Raw genomic sequence first — 21,289 nt, 5'->3', positions numbered from 1 at the left:
GCCCGTTGCCGGAAGCAATGTGAAGGAAAGAGTATGTTAAGCATTAAAGATTTGCAGGTTAGCGTTGAAGACAAAGAGATTTTGCGCGGTCTGAACCTTGAAGTGAAACCGGGCGAAGTCCACGCCATCATGGGACCGAACGGTTCAGGTAAAAGTACCCTGTCTGCAACGCTGGCTGGCCGTGAAGATTACGAAGTCACTGGCGGTTCTGTCACCTTCAAGGGCAAAGACCTGCTGGAGCTTGAGCCAGAAGAGCGTGCCGGTGAAGGCATCTTCATGGCGTTCCAGTATCCGGTAGAAATTCCGGGCGTCAGCAACCAGTTTTTCCTGCAGACCTCGGTCAACGCGGTACGTAAATACCGTGAGCAGGAGCCGCTGGACCGTTTCGACTTCCAGGATTTCATCGAAGATAAAATCCAGCTGCTGAAGATGCCAGAAGATTTGCTGACCCGTTCAGTGAACGTGGGCTTCTCTGGTGGTGAGAAGAAGCGTAACGACATCCTGCAGATGGCGGCACTGGAACCTGAGCTGTGCATCCTTGATGAAACCGACTCCGGTCTGGATATCGATGCGCTGAAAATCGTGGCAGAAGGCGTAAACAGCCTGCGCGACGGTAAGCGTTCATTCATCATCGTGACGCACTACCAGCGTATTCTGGATTACATCAAGCCAGACCACGTACATGTGCTGTATCAGGGCAAGATCGTTAAATCTGGCGACTTCTCGCTGGTGAAACAGTTGGAGGAGCAAGGCTATGGCTGGCTTACCGACCAAGAGTGATAACGCCCTGCAGCAGTGGCATCATCTGTTTGAATCGCGCGGTGACGTACGTTCTTTGCAGGCGCAGCAGCACTGGCAGCAACTGATGCGTGTCGGCCTGCCGACGCGTAAGCATGAAAACTGGAAATACACGCCGCTTGATGGCCTGTTGGCGCAGCAGTTTGTGCTGCCGCAGCCGCAGGAAGTGAGCGCGGAACAAGTTGAAGCGCTGGCGCTGCCGGTTGATGCGGTGCGTTTGGTGTTTGTTGACGGTCGTTTTCAGGCTGAATTGAGCAGCCGTGATACCGGCCTGTTTGAAATTCAGCATGCGCAGGCTTCTGAGCGTCGTCCGCTACCGGCACCGATTCAGCCGGAAGTGTTCCTGCATCTGACTGAAAGTCTGGCAGAAGAAGCCACGACAATTCGTCTGGCGCGTGGTAAATCAGCGGCTAAACCGCTTTATCTGTTGCACATCACCAGCGGTCAGGATGCGGGCACTAACACCGTGCACCATCGCCACCATCTGCAGCTGGAAGCCAGCGCAGAAGCGGAAGTGATTGAGCACTACGTCACGCTGAATGACGTGGCGCACTTTACCGGCGCGCGTTTCACATTCGATGTGGCCGACAATGCCAAACTGCAGCACATTAAACTGTCATTTGAGAGCGAGAAGGCTTACCACTTCGCGCACAATGATGTGGTGATGGGCCGTGATGCGAATGTGGCCACTACCAGCTTCCTGCTGGGTGCGGGCTTATCGCGTCACAACACCAGCGCGCAGCTGAATGGCGAAAATACCAATCTGGCGATCAACAGCTTGTCGTTGCCGGTGAACCAGGAAGTGTGCGATACCCGCAGCTATCTGGAACACAACAAAGGCTACTGCACCAGCCGTCAGATGCACAAAGTCATCGCGCGCGATAAAGGTCGTGCGGTGTTCAACGGCATGATCAAAGTGGCGCAGCACGCGCTGAAAACCGATGGACAGATGACTAACAACAACCTGTTGCTGGGCCGTCTGGCTGAAGTGGACACCAAGCCGCAGCTGGAAATCTATGCGGATGACGTAAAGTGCAGCCACGGTGCGACCATTGGTCGTATTGATGAAGAGCAGATGTTCTACCTGCGCTCGCGCGGCATCGATGAGACTGCCGCACAGCGTATGATCATCCATGCCTTTGCCGCTGAACTCACCGAAACGCTGGAAAATCCGGTATTGCGTCAGGTGGTGCTGCAGCGCATTGCCGCGCGCATCCCGGGAGTTGAGTCATGAGTTTCGATCTCGAACGCATCAGAGCGGAATTTCCGATTCTGAAACGTGAGGTCAACGGACATCCGCTGGCCTACCTTGATAGCGCGGCCAGCGCACAGCGCCCGCTCGCGGTCATCAATGCGGAAAGTTATTTCTACCAGCACGGCTATGCGGCCGTGCACCGTGGTATCCATTCGTTGAGCGCGCAGGCGACCACCGACATGGAGAACGTACGTCATCAGGCAGCGCGTTTTCTTAACGCCGCTTCGCCAGAAGAGATTATTTTCGTCAAAGGCACCACGGAAGCCATCAATCTGGTGGCGAACAGTTGGGGCGGCAGTCAGTTGCAGCCGGGCGACAACATCATCGTCACCGAGATGGAGCATCACGCTAACATCGTGCCGTGGCAAATAGTGGCGCAGCGTACCGGCGCAGAAATTCGCGTTTTGCCGCTGAATGCGCAGGGCGAGCTGGCGCTGGAACAGCTGAGCGGCTTGATTGATAGCCGCACCCGTTTGCTGGCGGTCACCCACGTTTCTAACGTGCTCGGCACCGTCAATCCCGTAAAAACTATCGTGGCACAAGCGAAAGCCGCTGGTGTGATTACGTTGGTGGATGGCGCGCAGGCGGTGATGCATCACACGGTGGATGTGCAGGATATCGACTGCGACTTCTACGCTTTCTCCGGCCATAAAATTTATGGTCCGACCGGCATTGGTGTGTTGTATGCGCGTAAAGCGTTGCAGGAGATCATGCCACCCTGGGAAGGCGGCGGTTCGATGATTTCGGAGGTTGTGCTGCCAACCGGCACCACCTTTAACACTACACCATGGCGTTTCGAAGCGGGCACGCCGAATACCGGCGGCATCATTGGTTTGGGTGCGGCGTTAACGTGGATCAGCGAACTGGGCCTGGACGTGATTCATCAGCGCGAATCGATGCTGATGCGTTATGCGCTGGACAAACTGGCTTCGGTGCCGGATCTAGTGATTTACGGTCCGGAAAGTCGCAGCGGCGTGGTGGCCTTCAACCTCGGCAACCATCACGCCTTTGATGTCGGCAGTTTCCTTGATCAATACGGTATTGCGATCCGCACCGGCCATCACTGTGCGATGCCGCTGATGCGTCATTATGCGGTGCCGGCAATGTGTCGTGCCTCCTTCGCGCTGTACAACACCGAAGAAGAAGCCGATCGTCTGGCCGCAGGTTTGACCCGTATTCATCGTCTGCTGGGCGGTTGAGCAGACTTCAGGAGTGATTCATGGCGAATTTGCCAGATAAAGAGAGATTAGTGCGTAACTTCAATCGTTGCGCAAACTGGGAAGAGAAGTACCTCTACATCATTGAACTCGGTGGGAAATTACCAGAATCCTCCGAAAGCTTACAGCAGCCGGAACACGTGATTTCAGGTTGTCAGAGCCAGGTGTGGATACGCATGACCCCGCAGGCCGATGGCACCATCGCCCTCGAAGGCGACAGCGATGCCGCCATCGTTAAAGGGTTGATTGCAGTGGTATTTAGCCTGTATCAAGGGCTTAAGGCGTCAGAGATTCTCGATCTCGATGTGCGCCACTGGTTCGGCGAATTGGCGCTGACCTCACATCTCACTCCCTCGCGTTCGCAGGGACTGGAAGCGATGATCCGCGCGATCCGGCATAACGCTCAGACCCTCAGCTAAGTTACACTCTCCAGACCCCGGCTTGACCGGGGTCTGTTCTATCCGACAAAGAGAAAATTGCATGAAACCAGCCTTACGTTTAGCCGGTGCATTGCTGTTGTCCTGTTGCGGACTCTCTGCACCTGCATTTGCTACGGAATATCCCCTACCAGCCGATAACAGCCGTTTGATTGGCGAAAACACCCTGACCACCGTGCCGGATGACAAGCGGCCGCTGGAGAGCATTGCCGCACGTTATAAGATAGGCATGCTCGGCATGCTTGAAGCTAATCCAGGCGTTGATCCCTGGCTACCCAAGGCTGGCACACAATTAACTGTGCCACTGCAGATGCTGCTACCCGATGCACCACGGGAAGGTATCGTGATTAACCTCGCGGAACTGCGACTTTACTATTATCCGAAAGGTGAAGATCGTGTGGTCGTCTATCCGATCGGGATCGGTCAATTAGGCGCCATGACGCCAACCATGGTCACCAGCATCAGCCAGAAAATCCCGAATCCTACCTGGACGCCAACCACCAATATCCGCAAGCGCTACGCCAAAGAGGGCATTACTTTGCCGGGCGTGGTGCCAGCCGGGCCTGATAACCCAATGGGGCTGTTTGCGATGCGTCTGGCGCGTGGGACCGGTCAGTATTTGATTCACGGCACCAATGCTGACTTTGGTATTGGCATGCGCGTGAGTTCCGGCTGCATTCGCTTGCGACCGGATGATATTGAAGCGCTGTTCAACAGCGTGCCGAAAGGGACGCGGGTGCAGGTGATCAATCAGCCCATCAAATATGCGATTGAACCCGACGGTAAGCGCTACGTTGAAGTGCATCAGCCGTTATCACGTAATGATAAGGACGATCCGCAAACCATGCCGATTGCGCAGTCAGCGCAGCTGAAAGCCTTCTCGAAGAGCGAGAAGAGTGATGCGGCGTTGATCAAGGAAGCGATAGCCCGACGTTCCGGGATGCCGGTATTAGTGAGCAGCGGTGAGCCGGTTACAGATGAAAGCGCAGTACCAATGGAGCAGCGTGGTGAGGCCGTGGCGCAGCCCTGAATTCGGACCAGAGAATCGCAGAATCAGGACAAAAAAAATGGTGCCACATGGGCACCATTTTTCAAACCAGAACTCTTACTTACGGTAAGAGTGAGCCTGGTTGTCCAGACGCTGGTTAGCACGAGCTGCGTCATCTTTAGCAGCCTGAACGTCAGAACGGATTGCGTTCACGTCGTTGCTCAGCTGATCAACTTTAGCGTTCAGAGTCTGAACGTCTGAAGACAGTTGGTCGATTTTAGCGTTGCTTGAGCAACCAGCCAGCATAGTTGAAGCCAGGATTACAGCGCCCAGTACCAGTTTAGTGCGATTCATTCTTTATACCCTCTAGATTGAGTTAATCTCCATGTAGCGTTACAAGTATTACACAAAGCTTTTTGAGTTGAGAATAAATTTTTGATGAGAACATGCTTAAATTTGATCGTTCGCTCAAAGAAACAGCATTTAACAGAAGATGATGAAAATAATTAGCTAAAACAGAGAGATTTAATCGGACTAACCTTAATCATACGAGATTTTGAATAGTTAATTTCGATTGGAAATTTCTGGCTTTTGTATTACCTCTGCAATAAAAAAAGCGCCTTTAAAGGCGCTTTTAAATAAAAATTCAGTTGCTAATCAGATTACATGTACAGACGCGGTATTTGTCGTTCCGCTTGGTACTAATGCACCTGAAACCATTACCACCACATCGCCTTTCTGCGCATATCCGCTTTCCAGCGCCATTTCCTTACCAATGCGGTAGAAATCATCAGTTGAGGCAATTTCTCTCACCAGATGAGTTTCGATACCTTTGCTCAGAATCAGCTGACGAGCGGTGGTTTCGTTGGTGGTGAGCGCCAGAATGGTGGCATCCGGGAAATACTTACGGATAGCTTTAGCAGATTTACCACCTTCGGTGGCTACAACAATCAGTGGTGCTTCCAGCTTCTCTGCAGTCTCAACGGCACCGCGGCATACCGCTTCGGTGATGCGCAGCTTGCGTGAGTCCTGCAGCGAGTCAATGCGCGATTTCATCACGCGATCGGTACGCTCACAGATGGTCGCCATGATGGTGACCGACTCCAGTGGATAACGACCTTTAGCACTCTCACCAGACAGCATGACCGCATCGGTACCGTCGAGGATGGCGTTCGCCACGTCGCCGGCTTCCGCACGGGTAGGGCGTGGGTTCTTGATCATGGAATCCAGCATCTGCGTCGCGGTGATGACCACTTTGCGTGCTTTATTACATTTCTTAATCATCATCTTCTGCGCGAAGATCACTTCCTCAACCGGGATCTCAACGCCGAGGTCGCCACGAGCAACCATGATGCCGTCTGAGGCTTCGAGGATCTCGTCGAAGTTGTTCAGGCCTTCCTGGTTCTCGATTTTCGAGATGATCTGGATATGCTCGCCGCCATGCGCTTTCAGGTGCTCACGGATTTCCAGCACGTCAGAACGCTTACGAATAAACGAAGCGGCGACGAAATCAACGTTCTGCTCGCAACCAAAGATCAGGTCGCGCTTATCTTTTTCCGCCAGTGCAGGCAGCTGAATGGAGACACCTGGCAGGTTAACACCCTTGTTCTCACCCAGATCGCCATTGTTCAGGACATTACAGATTACTGAATTCTCAGTCACTTCTGTGACCTGCATACCGATCAAACCATCGTCGACCAGAACGGTGTTACCAATTTTCAGGTCTTCAGTGAAGCCGGCGTAGGTCACGGCAACACGTTCGCTGTTACCAATGACTGACTGATCGGTGGTGAAGGTGAAGGTCTGGCCGGCTTTCAACGACACATCGTTGCCGCCTTCCAGTTTCATGGTACGAATTTCCGGACCTTTGGTGTCCAGCAGAATAGCGGCCTGACGACCGGTTTTTTCCATAACGGCACGCATGTTGGTGATGCGTTGGCCATGTTCAGCGTAATCCCCGTGCGAGAAGTTAAGGCGCATCACGTTCATGCCCGCTTCCAGCAGTTGGGTCAGCATTTCTTCGGATTCGGTTTTTGGACCGATAGTACAAACGATTTTGGTCTTTTTCATGTCAGGTTTTCTATAAGTTGTGATGGATGATAAAGGTCGGGATTCGATGCGCACGGCACCGAAGTGAGAATATTTATGGTGTTGGATCGGATTTCACAGAAATAAGAATAGGAGACGAAAGCAAAGCGTGCAGAGAAGTTATGCAGTACGCGAGGGAACTGAGTGATCAGTGTTGCGCAAATCATTGGAGTTGTTTGCATAGGCACGTTAGCGCTGAAACCTTTCAGGTGGAACAACGCGGCATAGTATAGTCGCTAAGTATGCGAAAACCAATATAAAAGCGGCGCGATATAGACGATGCAGATCAAGAAAAAGGTGTTGCGCAAGGAGATAAAACCAGAGTGGTGCGCTCTAATGGACTCGAACCATCGACCCCCACCATGTCAAGGTGGTGCTCTAACCAACTGAGCTAAGAGCGCATTCAGGAAATTCACAAAATTGGTGCGTCCGAGTGGACTCGAACCACCGACCCCCACCATGTCAAGGTGGTGCTCTAACCAACTGAGCTACGGACGCACTTGGTGCGCTCTAATGGACTCGAACCATCGACCCCCACCATGTCAAGGTGGTGCTCTAACCAACTGAGCTAAGAGCGCAACACGCTGTCAGGGCGACAGCGGGGACGAATATTAACGGCAGGCCGTGATGCTGGCAAGGGGAAAAAGTGTTTTTCCCCTACGACTGACCAGCAACTGTGCTATGCGTCGTTTTTTTCGCCGTTACCAGCCACTTAGCGCGCGGCGCGCGCCAGGATGACCTGCGCAGGCAGGCGCTGCAAACGACGGATGCGCCAAATCATCATCACTGCTGCGGAGGTCAGGCCGATAATAAAGCCACACCAGAAGCCGGCGGGACCCAACTTCGGCAAGACCCAATCCGTCATCGCCAGTACATAACCCACCGGCAAACCCAGCACCCAGTAGGCGATAAAGGTGATGAAGAAGATCGAGCGCGTGTCTTTATAACCGCGCAAGATACCGCTGCCAATCACCTGAATCGAATCTGAGAACTGATAAATCGCCGCCAGCAACATCAGCTGTGCCGCAAGGGTAATGACTTCTGGATTTGCCGTGTACAGGCCGGCGATATCGTGACGGAAAATCACGGTAAACAGTGCGGTGATGGCCGCCATGCTGATGCCGACGCCTTGCCCGGTCCACGCAGCAACGCGCGCCTGTTCGGCCGAACCTTGTCCCAGCCGATAGCCAACGCGAATGGTAGTGGCGACGCCGAGCGACAGCGGCAACACGAACATCAGCGAACTGAAGTTGAGTGCAATCTGGTGTCCGGCCACTTTCACGATACCGAGCGGTGATACCAACAGCGCCACCACGGCAAACAGCGTCACCTCAAAGAACAGCGCCAATGCCACCGGCAAACCCAGCGTGAACAGGCGTGACAAAATCGTACGTGACGGTGCAGACCAGCGCGTTTTCATACGGATGTCGCGCATGCTTGCCATGCGTTTCACCCAGAAGCGCATCACCAGGAACATCACCCAATAGACCGATGCCGTCGCCACGCCGCAGCCGACGCCGCCTAAGGCCGGCATACCAAAATGGCCGTAAATGAACACATAGTTGAGCGAAATATTCACCATCAGGCCGAGGAAGCCGAGCAGCATCGCCGGTTTGGTTTTCGACAAACCTTCGCATTGGTTGCGCATCACCTGGAACAGCAGGTAACCCGGTGCGCCCCACAGCAACGCATGCAGGTATCCTTCAGCTTTGGCGGCCAATTCAGGATCGATATCATGCATGGTGTTAATCAGATAACCGGCGTTCCACAGCACCACCATAATCAGGAGTGCAACACCGATTGCCATCCAGTATCCCTGGCGTACTTGTTCCGCGATACGTTCGCGTCGTCCTGAACCGTTGAGTTGCGCAACGGTAGGCGTCAAAGCCAGTAGAAGACCATGACCAAACAGAATGGCGGGAAGCCAGATAGAGGTGCCGACAGCGACGGCGGCCATATCCGTGGCGCTTACCGCACCGGCCATAACAGTATCTACAAATCCCATCGCAGTCTGGGCCACCTGAGCAAGGATGACCGGGATCGCGAGGGCCAGCAATTGACGCGCTTCGGTAAAATACTTCTGCACGTTACACCTGCTTAATTAATGAAGAGAGCGGGGCGAAATCCCCAAAGAATGCGCGCACAGTGTAGCGGCAGCGCTGGCTTCCGCCAAACGTTGATCGCATTTTGTTTAGCAATTTGTGTAAAGTTTGAACTCCGCCAAATTAAGCCGCCGCCGACAAGCTGTGATAAACTGACGCAAACTTTGCAGAGGCTAAGATTATGTTTACTGGAATTGTGCAAGGCACGGCAGAAATTGTCGGCATTGAAGAGAAAGATCTGTTTCGTACCCATATTGTGCGCTTACCGGATGAGCTGTTACCGGGACTGGCGCTGGGGGCATCGGTAGCCCACAACGGCTGCTGCCTGACTGTGACTGAGATTAATGGCGATCGGGTTAGCTTCGATCTGATTAAAGAAACATTGCGCATTACCAACCTGGGTGAATTACAGGTCGGGGATGTGGTGAATATTGAGCGTGCAGCGAAGTTCAGTGATGAAATTGGCGGCCATTTAATGTCTGGCCATATTATGACCACGGCGGAAATCTGCAAAATCATCCAGTCAGAAAACAACCGCGAAATCTGGTTTAAATTACAGGACGCCACGCAGATCAAATATATTCTGCATAAAGGTTTTGTGGGTATCGACGGAATTAGTTTGACCGTTGGCGACGTAACCAAAAGCAAATTCTGTGTGCATCTGATTCCGGAAACCCTCGAGCGCACCACGTTAGGCGCGAAGAAGTTTGGTCAGAAGGTCAATATTGAGATTGATCCTCATACGCAGGCCATTGTGGAAACCGTTGAGCGCGTATTAGCACAGCGTGAAGCCGCTGCACTGGCGCAGATTGCCAGCGCAGAATAATGGCGCTAAAAAAGGCGCCCTGTGGCGCCTTGATTTATTTCTGCAAGCTCATTAACGTGCTACGCGTAATCCGCCATCCTTACCACGACTGAATACCACCTGCCACAGCTGAATATCACGGGCACGAAACGCACCGGCGCAGGCGTTGAGATAATAGTCGAACATTCGTTTAAAACGTTCGCCATATTTCTCAGCTAGCTGCGGCCACGCCGCCTGAAAACGTTCATACCATGCCATTAACGTCGTATCGTAATCTGCGCCAAAATTGTGCCAATCTTCCATGACGAAATGTGGCTCACTGGCATCAGCGATTTGACGGACCGACGGCAGACAACCGTTCGGGAAGATATATTTATCAATCCACGGATCGACATTCATATCCGTTGTGAGGGCACCAATGGTGTGCAGTAAAAATATGCCGTCTGGTTTGAGATTGCGGTCAGCAACATCAAAATAAGTGGCATAGTTTTTCGGCCCGACATGTTCAAACATTCCGACAGAAACAATGCGATCATATTTATTATTCAGGTCGCGATAGTCCTGCAGTAAAATAGTGACATCCAGTCCTTCACAGCGTTGTTGTGCCAGTTTTTGTTGCTCTGCAGAAATAGTGACGCCATGCACCGTGACGCCATAATGGCGTGCGGCATATTCCGCCAGTCCGCCCCAGCCACAACCGATATCCAACAGCGTCATGCCCGGTTCAAGTTGTAACTTGCGGCAAATCATATCCAGTTTGGCCTGCTGCGCGTTTTCCAACGTATCAGCATCTTTCCAGTAGCCGCAGGAATATTGCATATAGGGGTCAAGCATCAGTGAGAATAGATCATTACCCAGGTCGTAATGCTCTTTACCCACAATCCAGGCGCGTTTTTTCGATTGCAAATTAGTAAGACGCGCGGCGGCGATGCGCAACGTATCTTTAAAATGCCGCGGTAATTGTTTATCCAGATGGTGTTTTAAAACGCGATGGAAGAACATATCAAGCTGTTCGCACTCCCACCAACCATCCATGTAACTTTCACCTAATCCGAGCGATCCTTCCTCGAGCACGCGTTTAAAAAAATCTGGATGCTTTACCTGAATATCCCAGGGACGAGTGCCATTAACTGCAATATCAGCACGCTCTAGCAGTTCATTGACGATCCGAAACCAGTGGTTTTCTTCAAGGCTCACTTCTTCTATAACAGATGAACTCATAGCTTCTCCATCACCTTCCGATCTGAACCTGAGAAAAAGGATAGCCAATTTCCCAAGACCTGTGAGAGAACTCACGGAAAATCCGTGCGCCAGAAATCCGACGTTTTACAGAGGCATGAATTTGAATAGAAAAGTTGGACGCCGCACTGGAGTATCGTGCAGACGCCATCCCGCGACAGAGTCGCTAAAGGTATTACATTTATATTATTGATTTAATACAGAATTACTGACCCACTGAGTATATGCTCACGTGGGTCAATATTCAACGGGTTATCGTTAGTTTGCTAACGAAAAGCGTTGGCTTAGAGATTATCTTCGCAGGGACGGGAAGTGTGGGCAATATCACTTTGTGCGTTTGCCGATCGCTGGCAGACAAAGCCCGCCCACGCCAGTACCACGGTGGCCACCATCACTAATGTGGTGTTGAACAGCGCCTGCTCAAGGCCGGCGGAGACCAGCAGGCTGGCGACAAAGCACAATCCTAACTGGAATAAATTCTGTAATCCTGCCGCTTTACCGGTGGCGTGCGGGAAGGGCGCTAATGCGCTGGCCACCACAATCGGATAGATCGCGCCATTAGCCAGCGCCATGCCGCAGAAGGGCATCAGCAGCACAAACAGCGGCGCTGAAGGCATCAGGGCGATGACAAACAGACTTAGGATGCTCAGACTATACAGCACCAGCAACCACGGCAGCAGTTGCGCGCCCTGATAACGATTTAACAGCGCGCGGCAGCCAAAGCCGCCAATCAGAAACGCAATGGTCTGCGGAATATAGCTCAGGCCAATATCGCCCGGCGTCAGGCCAGCTGCGGCGAGAATGAAAGGTGAGCCCGTCAGCCACGCGAAAAAGCTCGCCGAACATGCCGAATAGATTAAGACGTTACCGCTGTAGACGCGGGTACCCAGCAAAGTCAACCAGCCGGGTTGTTTGCCTGAGGCAACTTTCTCGCGCTTAGGCGAGGTTAACTGCAGCGTACCGATCAGCAACACCACGGCAACCAGCGTCAGCGTGATAAAGATGCTGCGCCAGTGGAAGTGGCCGATCAGCCAGGCGCCGAGCAGCGGTGCCAGCGCCGGAGACAGCGCAACCAGCGGCATAATCGTTGCAAACACTTTATTGGCTTTCGCTTTTGGGTAGTGATCCACCACCAGCGCCTGCCAGCTTACGGCAGCCGCACACACGCCAATCGCCTGCATAAAACGCAGCGCCAGCATCAGGCGGACATCGGTCACCCACAGCATTCCCAGACAACCGAGGGCGAAGATGGCAAGGCCCGCCAGCAAAATCGGCTTACGTCCATAACGATCTGATAGCGGTCCCCAAAATACCTGGGCACAGGCAAAACCGCCGAGAAACAGACTCAGGCTGGCGCTGATGGTGCCGGGTGCGCTAGCAAAATCACGCTGCATATCGCCAAAGGCGGGCAAATACATATCCGTGGCAAGAAAGCCGAGCATGCTGAGCACGGCGAGATAAGGCATAAATGCTTTAGACGACAACATGTTGATTCTCTTTTGGGCAGGGTGAACGCCGGGGAGTGTAAAAGGATGCGGCGCGCTTTGTGAAACGCTAATATTTGCATGGTGCTGTTAAAATTTTTGAAGGCAAATTTATGTGGTCAGAATATGCGCTTGAAGTGGTGGATGCAGTAGCGCGCACCGGAAGTTTTAGCGCGGCAGCGCAGGAACTGCATCGCGTGCCCTCTGCCGTCAGTTATACTGTGCGCCAGCTGGAAACCTGGCTGGCGGTGCCGCTGTTTGAGCGCCAGCATCGGGAAGTGGTGATGACAGCGGCGGGCGAGCATTTTGTGCGGGAAGGCCGATCTGTTATCAAAAAAATGCTGGCCACTCGCCGACAGTGTCAGCAACTGGCAAATGGCTGGCGCGGCGAGTTGAGCATCGCGGTTGACTGCATTGTAAAACCGCAGCGCACGCGACAGTTAGTGAAGGACTTCTATCGCCATTTTCCCGATATGGAGCTGATTATCAGCTACGAAGTGTTCAACGGCGTGTGGGATGCGTTGGCTGATGGTCGGGTGGATGTGGCGATTGGCGCAACCCAGGCCATTCCGGTGGGCGGACGTTTTGCCTTTCAGGATATGGGCGCGCTGAACTGGCGTTGTGTGGTGAGCCCTGATCATCCGCTGGTTAACAGCAAGGAGCTGGATGATGAAACCTTGCGGGCGTGGCCATCGCTGGTGCTGGAGGATACCTCGCGTGCGTTACCGCGCCGTATGACATGGACGCTGGATAATCAGCGGCGGTTGGTGGTGCCAGAGTGGGAAACCGGGATGGATTGTTTGCTGGCAGGATTGTGCGTCGGCATGGTGCCTGGCCATTTGGCGCGTCCACTGCTGGACAGCCAAAAACTGGTCGAGCTGGCGCTACCGCAGGCGTTTCCGGACAGTCCGTGCTGCGTCAGCTGGTCAGAACAGCGCGCGTCACCGGCGCTGGCGTGGTTACTGGCTTATCTCGGGGATGCGGAAACGCTGAACCACGAATGGCTCAGCGAAGTGTCGGCTTAGCGGCGGTAGTCGCGGAACGGACCGTACGCCACCGAACGGCGTTCAATCAGCGTTGGCTGGACTTCGATAGTTTGCGGATCTTCGCGCTTGCTGGTGATGCGATCCAGCAGCATCTCCAGCGCTTTTTCGCCTAGTTCAGCTTTCGGCTGGTGCACGGTGGTGAGCGCTGGTGTGAAATAGCGCGCGTTGCGCACGTTATCGTAGCCAATCACCGAGATATCCTGCGGTACGCGCAAACCCATCTCATCAGCAGCGCAAATCGCGCCCATCATCGCCATGATATCGCCACCGCAGAACACCGCGGTTGGACGCTGTTTCTGATTTAAGATCTGTTGCATCGCCTGATAGCCCGATTCAGGCTCAAAGTCGCCCTGAACCACCCACTCCGGACGCACTGTAATGCCCGCTTCGTTCATTGCCTGCAGGAAGCCAGCATGACGTCCACCGCCGGTGTTGCGCTCCATTTGGCCAGGAATGGCACCGATATCGCGATGGCCACGTTCAATCAGATAACGCCCGGCGAGATAGCCGCCCTGAAATGCATTGTCCTGCACGGTATCGGTGAAATCACCGCGTGACGCGCCCCAATCCATTACCACCATGGGGATATTGCGGTTCTCTTCCAGCATCTGCAGCAAATCGTCTGGATATTCCGAACACATCACCAGCAGACCATCGACGCGCTTTTGCGCCATCATCGACAGGTAAGCGCGCTGCTTTTGCAAATCGTTGTGCGCATTGCCGAGAATCAGCGTATAGCCGCGTTCGAAGCAGCGGTTCTCCACCGCTTCGATAATTTCAGCGAAGTAGGGCGCTTCGCTGGAGGTCGCCAGCAGACCCAAAGTTTTGGTGTGATTGACTTTAAGACTACGCGCCACGGCACTCGGCGAGTAGTGTAATTCTTTGATCGCTTCCCATACGGCGTTACGCGTCTCTTCCGCAACGAAACGCGTTTTGTTGATGACATGCGAAACCGTGGTGGTTGAGACCCCCGCGCGTTTTGCGACATCTTTAATTGTTGCCATGAAAATGGTGCTCCTGGGCTTATCGCAACTTACTGATAAGTATATTGTTAAACGTTTGCGTCTGCTAATGCTTTTACAGCCCAAAAAAGCGGGCAAAACGGTATGTTCTAGCAGGCGAAATCACTTCATCACGCTGTAAATACAGCCTGCGCAAAATCTGTTGCGCAACGAAAGGCGGCGATTCTAGCAAGCTGGCGCGGATAACACGAGATTTTTGCCTATTGCTATGCGAAAATCGTCTTAACCCTAATAATTGTGTGACTAAGGAGTTGTGATGAATACCGACCTGAAGCTGGCGCTAATGACCACTGTTGGCGCACTGTTGATGATTATCGCCTTCAGCTTTACCGCGATCATGCATTAACAAAAAAGCCGGAGCTGAGAACAGCATCCGGCTTTTTTATGTCTGTTGCGCAACAACTAGCGAATGGTTTTTGGCGTCATCATACGACGCGCGCCCACATAGTGTTTCTGCCAGTAATCCTCACCCAATGCGCTAATCTGAATATCTTTGCCGGTACGCGGCGACTGAATGAATTTACCATTGCCAAGATAAACGCCCACATGGTCGGCGGTACCGCGATTGTTGATGCGGAAGAACACCAGATCGCCTTTCTCCAGCATTTCACGCTTAATCGGTGCCGCATCACGCAGGTGATACATCTCATTGGCGGTGCGTGGCAGTTTGAATTTCACCAGATCTTTATAGGCGTACCATACCAGGCCGCTGCAATCGAAACCAGTGTGTGGCGAAGCGCCGCCCCACTGATAAGGTTTGCCGAGTTGACCCATTAATTTGGTCATCGCCGTTTCACGCGCTTTTTGATAACGCTGGCGGTGCGCTTTACTCATTTTGATGCCGGTCAGCGCTAAGGCTTCATCATTGACGGCGATCTCTGGCGTTTTCTTCGCTAAACGTTGATGACCGTATTTCTTAGCAGAAAGTTTTAACGGGGATTTTTTGCTGGTGGTTTTGTGCAGCGCGGTTTCTGTTTTGCTCTGTTTTTTGAGTTTGAATTTTTGAACAGCAGTCAGGCGCGATTTTTTGGTGGTGGTCTTCACCGGACGTCGTTTGCGGCGCTCGTCTTCACGTGCGCTCTTTTTCTCTGCTTTAAGCGAACTGGCGTTAACGGGCGCATGCGGAGATGCAGCGGCCACATTAAAGAACAGTTGGGCTAAAGCCAGTATGAAAAGCGTAATTAGTAGACGCATAATCCGGTTACAGGTTAAGCAGGCTGAATCAAAGCAGACTGCGGAAAAGTGAGAGAAATCTGATCAAGTGACCAGCGCCGAGGCAATTCTAATCCACTTTTTTTACAAAAGGTAAGGCCTTTTTCTATTAATATGTTACCAGATTGATTCTGTAGCAAAAATGAGCGATTTCAGCTGGTTAACACAGCGAAATTATTGCTAATTATTAATTTATTAATGCCAATTAATGATATGAAAATGTTATTTGTCATGCGTTAACTTAACAAACATGGCGATTAGCCAGTGCAAACGCAAAATCCCGTTTTCAGTCCGGGAGCGAAATCGCTACAATAAACAAACACGAAGTAGAAGATTAAGGAAGGCAATAATGAGTACTGTTGAAAAAATTCAGCGTCAGATCGCAGAAAACCCGATTCTGCTGTACATGAAAGGTTCGCCAAAGCTGCCAAGCTGTGGTTTTTCGGCGCAAGCCGTGCAGGCGCTTTCTGCGTGTGGCGAGCGTTTCGCTTACGTGGATATTCTGCAGAACCCGGATATTCGCGCTGAAATGCCGAAATACGCTAACTGGCCAACCTTCCCGCAGCTGTGGGTCGACGGTGAACTGGTCGGCGGCTGCGACATCATCGTTGAGATGTTCCAGCGCGGTGAACTTCAGCCACTGCTGAAAGAGACCGCTGAGAAGTATAAAGAAGCGGAATAATGCAGAAGGCCGACACATGTCGGCCTTTTCTTTAGTTACTCGGCAGACGCCTCGTCTGCGGATTCTTCACTGAAAGCCAGCGGCCAGCCGCCCAGGCGTTTCCAGCGGTTTACCAACTCACAGAACAGCGTCGCGGTTTGCTCGGTGTCATACAGCGCCGAATGCGCCTGCGTGCTATCAAACTCCATTCCCGCCGCTTTACAGGCTTTCGCCAACACGGTTTGCCCCAGCACTAAACCGCTCAGTGCCGCGGTATCAAAAGTGGCAAACGGGTGGAACGGATTGCGCTTCAGGCTGGCGCGCTCGGCGGCCGCCATCACGAAGTTGAGATCGAAAGTGGCATTGTGCGCCACGATAATGGCGCGATTGCAGCCGCTATCTTTGGTGCCTTTGCGCACCATTTTAAAAATCGCGTGCAGGGCTTCATATTCACTTACCGCACCGCGCAGCGGATTGGTGGGGTCGATGCCGGTAAACGCCAGCGCCGCAGGATTCAGAATGGCGCCTTCAAACGGTTCCACATGGAAGTGCAGCGTTTCATCGCGGTGCAACCAGCCGTCTTCATCCATTTTCAGCGTGGTGGCTGCAATTTCCAGCAGTGCATCGGTTTGTGCATTGAAACCCGCGGTTTCAACGTCGATCACAACAGGATAAAAACCGCGGAAGCGTTGGTGGAGAGCGTTTAAAGCGTTCGATTCAGACATCAGGATCTCATGGCAATAAATAGGGCAGCGCGCATTATGGCAAAAATCGCAGGAGGGTGCAGCAGGAGAGGGAAGTCAGCCTGCAAATAGCAGGCTGACGAGCAACCTTAGTTGCCTAAGCCGTGACCGGCATGTTTGTTTTCAATCAGCTCGATTTTGTAACCGTCTGGATCTTCAACAAACGCAATAATAGTCGAACCGCCTTTTACCGGGCCCGCTTCACGCGTTACGTTGCCGCCCGCGCTGCGAATGCGTTCGCAGGTGTCAGCGACATTGTCCACGCCCAGCGCGATATGGCCGTAAGCGTTGCCGAGATCGTATTTATCCACGCCCCAGTTGTAAGTCAGCTCAATCACCGCGCCCTCGCTCTCTTCGGTGTAGCCAACGAATGCTAGGGTGTACTTATACTCGGTGTTTTCGCTTTGACGCAGTACGCGCATGCCGAGCACGCGGGTGTAGAAATCGATTGAACGTTGTAAATCGCCAACGCGTAACATGGTGTGAAGTAAACGCATAACATCCTCTTTTTTTAAAACGTCATCAGTGCATGACAAGCAACTTAGTATACACACTGATGAAATAACGCTGCCGCCTATCCGCCGCGGCAGCCATTTTCTTACAGGGTTGGATAATCGGTATAACCTTCCGCGCCGCCACCGTAAAAACTCTCAGGACGCTGCGGATTGAGTGGCGCATCCTGCTGCAGACGGGCAACCAGATCCGGGTTGGCGATAAAGTCGCGACCAAAGGCCACGGCGTCAATCAGGCCACGCGCAATCAGATCGTCGGCTTTCTCAACGGTGTAAGCACCGGCACCGATGATTACGCCAGGGAACAGTGCACGCACTTTTTCACGGAATGCATCGCTGTAAGGCTGTCCGCCTGCCCAGTCTGGCTCAGAAAGGTGCAGATAGGCGATGCCGCGTTTGCCCAGCTCGGCGATATACCACAGCGCCGCTTTTTCTTCTTCCGGGCCATTGTCCAGATTCTGGAAAGCACCGATTGGCGAAACGCGGATACCAATACGATCGGCAGACCAGTTGGCGATCGCCGCATCCACCACTTCCAGCGCGAAACGGCCACGCTTTTCAATCGAACCGCCGTACTCATCGCTACGCTGGTTTGAACCTGGTGCGAGGAACTGGTGCATCAGATAGCCGTGCGCGGAGTGCAGCTCCAGCAGGTCGAAATCGGCTTCGCGCGCATTAGCAGCGGCCTGACCAAAATCTTTTACGATTTGCTGAATTTCAGCCACTGACAACTCGCGTGGTACGGAGGTGTCTTCACGATAAACAGAACCATCCGCGGCGCGCAGGGACGTGCGCGTACCTGCCGCTAGTGGGGATGGGGCGACCGGCGCTTTGCCTTCTGGCTGCACGCTGTGATGAGAAATGCGGCCGGTGTGCCACAGTTGTACAGCGCTGTGACCGTTGGCGGCATGAATGCCTTCGTTAATCATTTTCCACGCGGCAATTTGCTGCTGTGTGTGCAGACCTGGCGCACCGGCATAGCCTTTTGCCTGGAAAGAGATCTGGGTGGCTTCGGTGATGATCAAACCGGCACTGGCGCGCTGTTGATAATATTCTGCCATCAGCGGCGTAGGGATATCGCCCGGCTCAATGCTGCGCAGACGCGTCAACGGGGCCATGAAAATGCGGTTCGGTACGGTAATCGCGCCCACTTTAAGTGGGGAGAACAGCTGCTTACTCGCCATATTGATTGCTCCAGGAAGACCGGTCGTCTAGTAAATGGGGTTTTAAAAATCAGTGACTTATCAGCCACTGTTCGATGGTGTCGAGTGCCAGGCTAATCGGGCCCGGCTCTCGGGAAATCTTGCTCTGCAAACTGGCTCCGAGCCACAGCAAGTAGCAGCGCTGCGCCAGCTGCTGCGGCGTTTGCCCAAACGGCAGCGGCTGCTCAGCCGCCACCTCATTCAAACAGCGCGTGTAGGCAGCGATAATGGCGTTGGCACCCTGTTGCAGTGCATCGCGCATCGGCTCGGAGAGATCGCACACTTCGGCTGACAACTTCACGCCAAGACAGCCAACAATATGACCTTGCTCGATAAACAGCCGTTCGCCATAGCGGAAATGCGCTAACAGGCGCTCGGTCGGCGTTAAATCGGGCAGACTCAACTGCTGATCAATCTGCTGCTGGAAATGGCTGAAGTAGCGCTCAATCAGCGCCACGCCAAAGGCCTCTTTCGAACCGAAATAGTGGTAGAACGAGCCTTTCGTGACTTCTGCCAGCGCCAGCATCTCGATCAAACCCATGCCGGTAAAGCCGCGCTGTAAACAAACCTGCTCGCCAATAGCGAGCAGATGTTCACGGGTATCGTTGCGTTGCAGAGTCTTATTCATGGGGCGCAGGTTATTAGACCAGTCAGTCTAACGCAACCCTCAGGCGGCAGTTTGGCACGATCTGATCATGTCCAGCTGCGGCTGATACTGCTGCGTCTGGATATTGAACATGCCTAAAACCGTATGGAAAAGATTATCTTGCGAAACCTTGGCGTCAGCCGCTTGCTGGCGTAAACAGGTATCATTGATGTGGTACGCCGCCGCGTATCCCGGTGACATCCACATCAGCAGAGGAATGTGTGTTTGCTGCGCAGGCGCAAACAGGTAAGGCGCGCCGTGCAGATACATCCCGCTCTCGCCAAGCGATTCGCCATGATCGGAGAGATAAACCAGCGCCACATTGAAGCGATCGCTTAGGCCTTTAAGCTTATCGATGGTGCGGCTCAGCATGTCGTCGGTATACAGCAGCGAATTATCGTAGGTGTTCACCAGCGCCTGATGATCGCAATCCTGAATCTGCTTGCTGTCGCAGGTGGGCGTGAAACGGCGGAACTCAGCCGGATAACGCAGATAATAGGCTGGACCGTGGCTGCCCATCTGATGCAGCACGATAATGCCGTCGTTGTGCAGGCTGGCAACATAGTTATCAAGACGATGCAGCAACACCTCATCCTGGCAAAAACCATCGTGACAATATTGCGGCAGTTTCCACTGCGTCATATCGGTGTGCGGCACGCGGTCACAGGCGCCTTTACAGCCACCATCATTTTCGCGCCACAGTACGCTTACGCCCGCATGGGCGAGGATGTCGAGTACGCCTTCCTGATGGTGCGCCAGATTGGCGTTGTAATGCATGCGAGGCATATTCGAGAACATACAGGGCACCGAAATGGCGGTTTCTGTGCCACAGGAACTGGCGTTGGGATAGTAAATTACCTGCTGTTTTTTCAATTCTGGATTGGTCTCTCGCGCGTAACCACCCAACGAGAAGTTCTCGGCGCGCGCCGTTTCGCCTACCACTAACACCACCAGCGTTTTTTTAGTCGCTGTGGAGATTAACGGACCTTTGTGTGCATCTTCACCGATTTTCACCAGCGCCTGGCTACCTTGCAGATAGCGTTGATCGACATAGTGGCCGGTGCCGCTGACGATATTGGCCGGAGTAATCATCTTGATCAGGTTTTTATTATTGCGAATCAGCGAGGCGTAATCTTTGTAAAACAGCGCCGCCATCAGCAGTATCACCAATATTGCGCCCAGTGCACCCGTCAGGCGTTGCAGCAGATTCCACCACCAGCGCGGTCCACGACGAATACGCACGCCGCAAATCAACGCCACCGGCACCATTCCCATCAATAGCATCCAGAGTAGATAGCGGCTGCTGAACAACGCTGAGGCTTCCTGCGGGTCGGATTCAAAGACGTTTTGCATCATATTGGTGTCGATCACCATGCCAAAACTGTGCATGAAGTAATTGGCGGCGGCGCTGACGAACACCAGCACAATCAGCAACGGCTTGCGCAGATAAGGCCAGGCAGCAAGTGAGAAAATAAAATAGAAAGCCGAGGCCAGCACCAGCGGAATACTGGCGGCGAACAGATAATCGTGGGGATGATCGTAAGGAATCATTTCCCAGGCACGCAGCAAGAACAGGGCATTCAAAACTAATGCGAAGAACAGCGCTGCGATAAGGTTAAATCCGCTGGTGCCGCACTGCAGGGTGGTCGGGAATCTCATGAAAACTCAACGGTAAGAAGTCGTGTGACAATCGTATGAAGACAAGCTGAGGAAAACCTTAACCAAGAGTAAACATAAACCATCCAAATCCGATAAATGCTGGCTATTTGGTAAACAGGCGTAACCAGACGCCGTAATGGCTTGATTATGCGCAATGGGCGTCTACGCTTTGC

Annotated in this window: 21 protein-coding genes and 3 tRNA genes; 9 read left to right on the top strand and 15 right to left on the bottom strand. The window is 53.0% G+C overall.

Translation table 11 applies throughout. From position 1 onward, the window contains the following. Nucleotides 1-33 precede the first annotated feature (33 nt). From sufC to Q3H59_RS11300, 5 genes are all read left to right on the top strand, one after another. Nucleotides 34-780, top strand: a complete 747-nt coding sequence (gene sufC, locus Q3H59_RS11320) for a Fe-S cluster assembly ATPase SufC (RefSeq protein WP_008102973.1) — start codon at nt 34-36, stop codon at nt 778-780. Then, complete coding sequence (gene sufD / locus Q3H59_RS11315) at nt 755-2,032, top strand: Fe-S cluster assembly protein SufD (RefSeq protein WP_110866026.1); 1,278 nt, start codon at nt 755-757, stop codon at nt 2,030-2,032. Before sufC ends, sufD begins: the two co-directional genes overlap by 26 nt. Beyond that, the gene (sufS, locus tag Q3H59_RS11310) at nt 2,029-3,252 is read left to right on the top strand and encodes a cysteine desulfurase SufS (protein ID WP_277974792.1); all 1,224 of its coding nucleotides are present in this window, start codon (nt 2,029-2,031) and stop codon (nt 3,250-3,252) included. The genes sufD and sufS overlap by 4 nt, the downstream gene beginning before the upstream one ends. Before the next feature lie 20 nt (nt 3,253-3,272). Then, nucleotides 3,273-3,689: a cysteine desulfuration protein SufE gene (gene sufE / locus Q3H59_RS11305; protein WP_101764556.1), complete on the top strand. Its 417-nt coding sequence runs from the start codon at nt 3,273-3,275 to the stop codon at nt 3,687-3,689. Between the two features lie 61 nt (nt 3,690-3,750). Beyond that, entirely contained in the window at nt 3,751-4,737 is a 987-nt protein-coding gene (locus Q3H59_RS11300) for a L,D-transpeptidase family protein (RefSeq protein ID WP_309834864.1), read from the top strand. 75 nt (nt 4,738-4,812) lie between these two features. Here Q3H59_RS11300 and Q3H59_RS11295 read toward each other — a convergent pair whose 3' ends face one another. From Q3H59_RS11295 to Q3H59_RS11270, 6 genes are all read right to left on the bottom strand, one after another. Further along, nucleotides 4,813-5,049, bottom strand: a complete 237-nt coding sequence (locus Q3H59_RS11295) for a major outer membrane lipoprotein (RefSeq protein ID WP_007892735.1) — start codon at nt 5,047-5,049, stop codon at nt 4,813-4,815. Nucleotides 5,050-5,352: 303 nt separating this feature from the next. Next, nucleotides 5,353-6,765: a pyruvate kinase PykF gene (gene pykF / locus Q3H59_RS11290; protein ID WP_110866028.1), complete on the bottom strand. Its 1,413-nt coding sequence runs from the start codon at nt 6,763-6,765 to the stop codon at nt 5,353-5,355. A 342-nt stretch (nt 6,766-7,107) separates the two neighbouring features. Beyond that, nucleotides 7,108-7,184 (bottom strand) — tRNA-Val (locus tag Q3H59_RS11285). Nucleotides 7,185-7,204: 20 nt separating this feature from the next. After that, nucleotides 7,205-7,281, bottom strand: a tRNA-Val gene (locus Q3H59_RS11280). A 3-nt stretch (nt 7,282-7,284) separates the two neighbouring features. Then, nucleotides 7,285-7,361 (bottom strand) — tRNA-Val (locus Q3H59_RS11275). A gap of 134 nt (nt 7,362-7,495) precedes the next feature. Beyond that, on the bottom strand, nt 7,496-8,869 hold the full coding sequence (locus Q3H59_RS11270) for an MATE family efflux transporter (RefSeq protein ID WP_309834858.1): 1,374 nt from the start codon (nt 8,867-8,869) through the stop codon (nt 7,496-7,498). 197 nt (nt 8,870-9,066) lie between these two features. On the opposite strand from Q3H59_RS11270, the gene Q3H59_RS11265 reads away from it, so the two are divergent. Beyond that, nucleotides 9,067-9,711, top strand: coding sequence for a riboflavin synthase subunit alpha (locus Q3H59_RS11265; RefSeq protein WP_110866030.1), 645 nt, complete (start codon nt 9,067-9,069; stop codon nt 9,709-9,711). 51 nt (nt 9,712-9,762) lie between these two features. On the opposite strand, the gene cfa is transcribed toward Q3H59_RS11265, so the two are convergent. Then, nucleotides 9,763-10,911, bottom strand: coding sequence for a cyclopropane fatty acyl phospholipid synthase (cfa, locus tag Q3H59_RS11260; protein ID WP_280172746.1), 1,149 nt, complete (start codon nt 10,909-10,911; stop codon nt 9,763-9,765). Nucleotides 10,912-11,213: 302 nt separating this feature from the next. Then, a complete protein-coding gene (punC, locus tag Q3H59_RS11255; RefSeq protein ID WP_280172747.1) occupies nt 11,214-12,416 on the bottom strand; it encodes a purine nucleoside transporter PunC in 1,203 nt (400 codons plus the stop codon). Nucleotides 12,417-12,526: 110 nt separating this feature from the next. On the opposite strand from punC, the gene punR reads away from it, so the two are divergent. Then, nucleotides 12,527-13,438 carry a DNA-binding transcriptional activator PunR gene (punR, locus tag Q3H59_RS11250; RefSeq protein ID WP_101764625.1) on the top strand — a complete coding sequence of 304 codons (912 nt, stop codon included), beginning with the start codon at nt 12,527-12,529 and terminating at the stop codon, nt 13,436-13,438. Here punR and purR read toward each other — a convergent pair. Beyond that, nucleotides 13,435-14,463, bottom strand: a complete 1,029-nt coding sequence (gene purR, locus Q3H59_RS11245) for an HTH-type transcriptional repressor PurR (RefSeq protein WP_309834854.1) — start codon at nt 14,461-14,463, stop codon at nt 13,435-13,437. The two genes, punR and purR, sit on opposite strands and share 4 nt — an antisense overlap. Before the next feature lie 274 nt (nt 14,464-14,737). Here purR and Q3H59_RS11240 point away from each other — a divergent pair, with 274 nt between their 5' ends. Next, nucleotides 14,738-14,827 carry a YnhF family membrane protein gene (locus Q3H59_RS11240; protein WP_007892756.1) on the top strand — a complete coding sequence of 30 codons (90 nt, stop codon included), beginning with the start codon at nt 14,738-14,740 and terminating at the stop codon, nt 14,825-14,827. Between the two features lie 56 nt (nt 14,828-14,883). Here the strand turns inward: Q3H59_RS11240 and Q3H59_RS11235 are convergent, their stop codons facing one another. Further along, entirely contained in the window at nt 14,884-15,675 is a 792-nt protein-coding gene (locus tag Q3H59_RS11235; RefSeq protein ID WP_192411937.1) for a C40 family peptidase, read from the bottom strand. 364 nt (nt 15,676-16,039) lie between these two features. Here Q3H59_RS11235 and Q3H59_RS11230 point away from each other — a divergent pair, with 364 nt between their 5' ends. After that, entirely contained in the window at nt 16,040-16,375 is a 336-nt protein-coding gene (locus tag Q3H59_RS11230) for a Grx4 family monothiol glutaredoxin (RefSeq protein WP_175501675.1), read from the top strand. A gap of 35 nt (nt 16,376-16,410) precedes the next feature. On the opposite strand, the gene rnt is transcribed toward Q3H59_RS11230, so the two are convergent. The 5 genes from rnt to eptA all read right to left on the bottom strand — a co-directional run bounded on the left by rnt (nt 16,411) and on the right by eptA (nt 21,116). Further along, the gene (rnt, locus tag Q3H59_RS11225) at nt 16,411-17,079 is read right to left on the bottom strand and encodes a ribonuclease T (protein WP_101764547.1); all 669 of its coding nucleotides are present in this window, start codon (nt 17,077-17,079) and stop codon (nt 16,411-16,413) included. Nucleotides 17,080-17,186: 107 nt separating this feature from the next. Then, nucleotides 17,187-17,594, bottom strand: a complete 408-nt coding sequence (gloA, locus tag Q3H59_RS11220) for a lactoylglutathione lyase (protein ID WP_007892766.1) — start codon at nt 17,592-17,594, stop codon at nt 17,187-17,189. Nucleotides 17,595-17,695: 101 nt separating this feature from the next. Next, nucleotides 17,696-18,793 (bottom strand): alkene reductase, encoded by a 1,098-nt coding sequence (locus tag Q3H59_RS11215; RefSeq protein WP_309834848.1) that lies wholly within the window; start codon nt 18,791-18,793, stop codon nt 17,696-17,698. A gap of 49 nt (nt 18,794-18,842) precedes the next feature. Beyond that, nucleotides 18,843-19,439, bottom strand: coding sequence for a TetR/AcrR family transcriptional regulator (locus Q3H59_RS11210; protein WP_137385683.1), 597 nt, complete (start codon nt 19,437-19,439; stop codon nt 18,843-18,845). Nucleotides 19,440-19,478: 39 nt separating this feature from the next. Further along, nucleotides 19,479-21,116 (bottom strand): phosphoethanolamine transferase EptA, encoded by a 1,638-nt coding sequence (eptA, locus tag Q3H59_RS11205; protein WP_309834845.1) that lies wholly within the window; start codon nt 21,114-21,116, stop codon nt 19,479-19,481. Nucleotides 21,117-21,289 lie beyond the last annotated feature (173 nt).

The sequence above is a fragment of the Pantoea sp. SORGH_AS_0659 genome, from assembly GCF_031453915.1.
Lineage (GTDB): Bacteria > Pseudomonadota > Gammaproteobacteria > Enterobacterales > Enterobacteriaceae > Pantoea > Pantoea leporis.
Note: the sequence above shows the minus strand (reverse complement) of the source record. Positions and strands in the feature narration are given on the sequence as shown.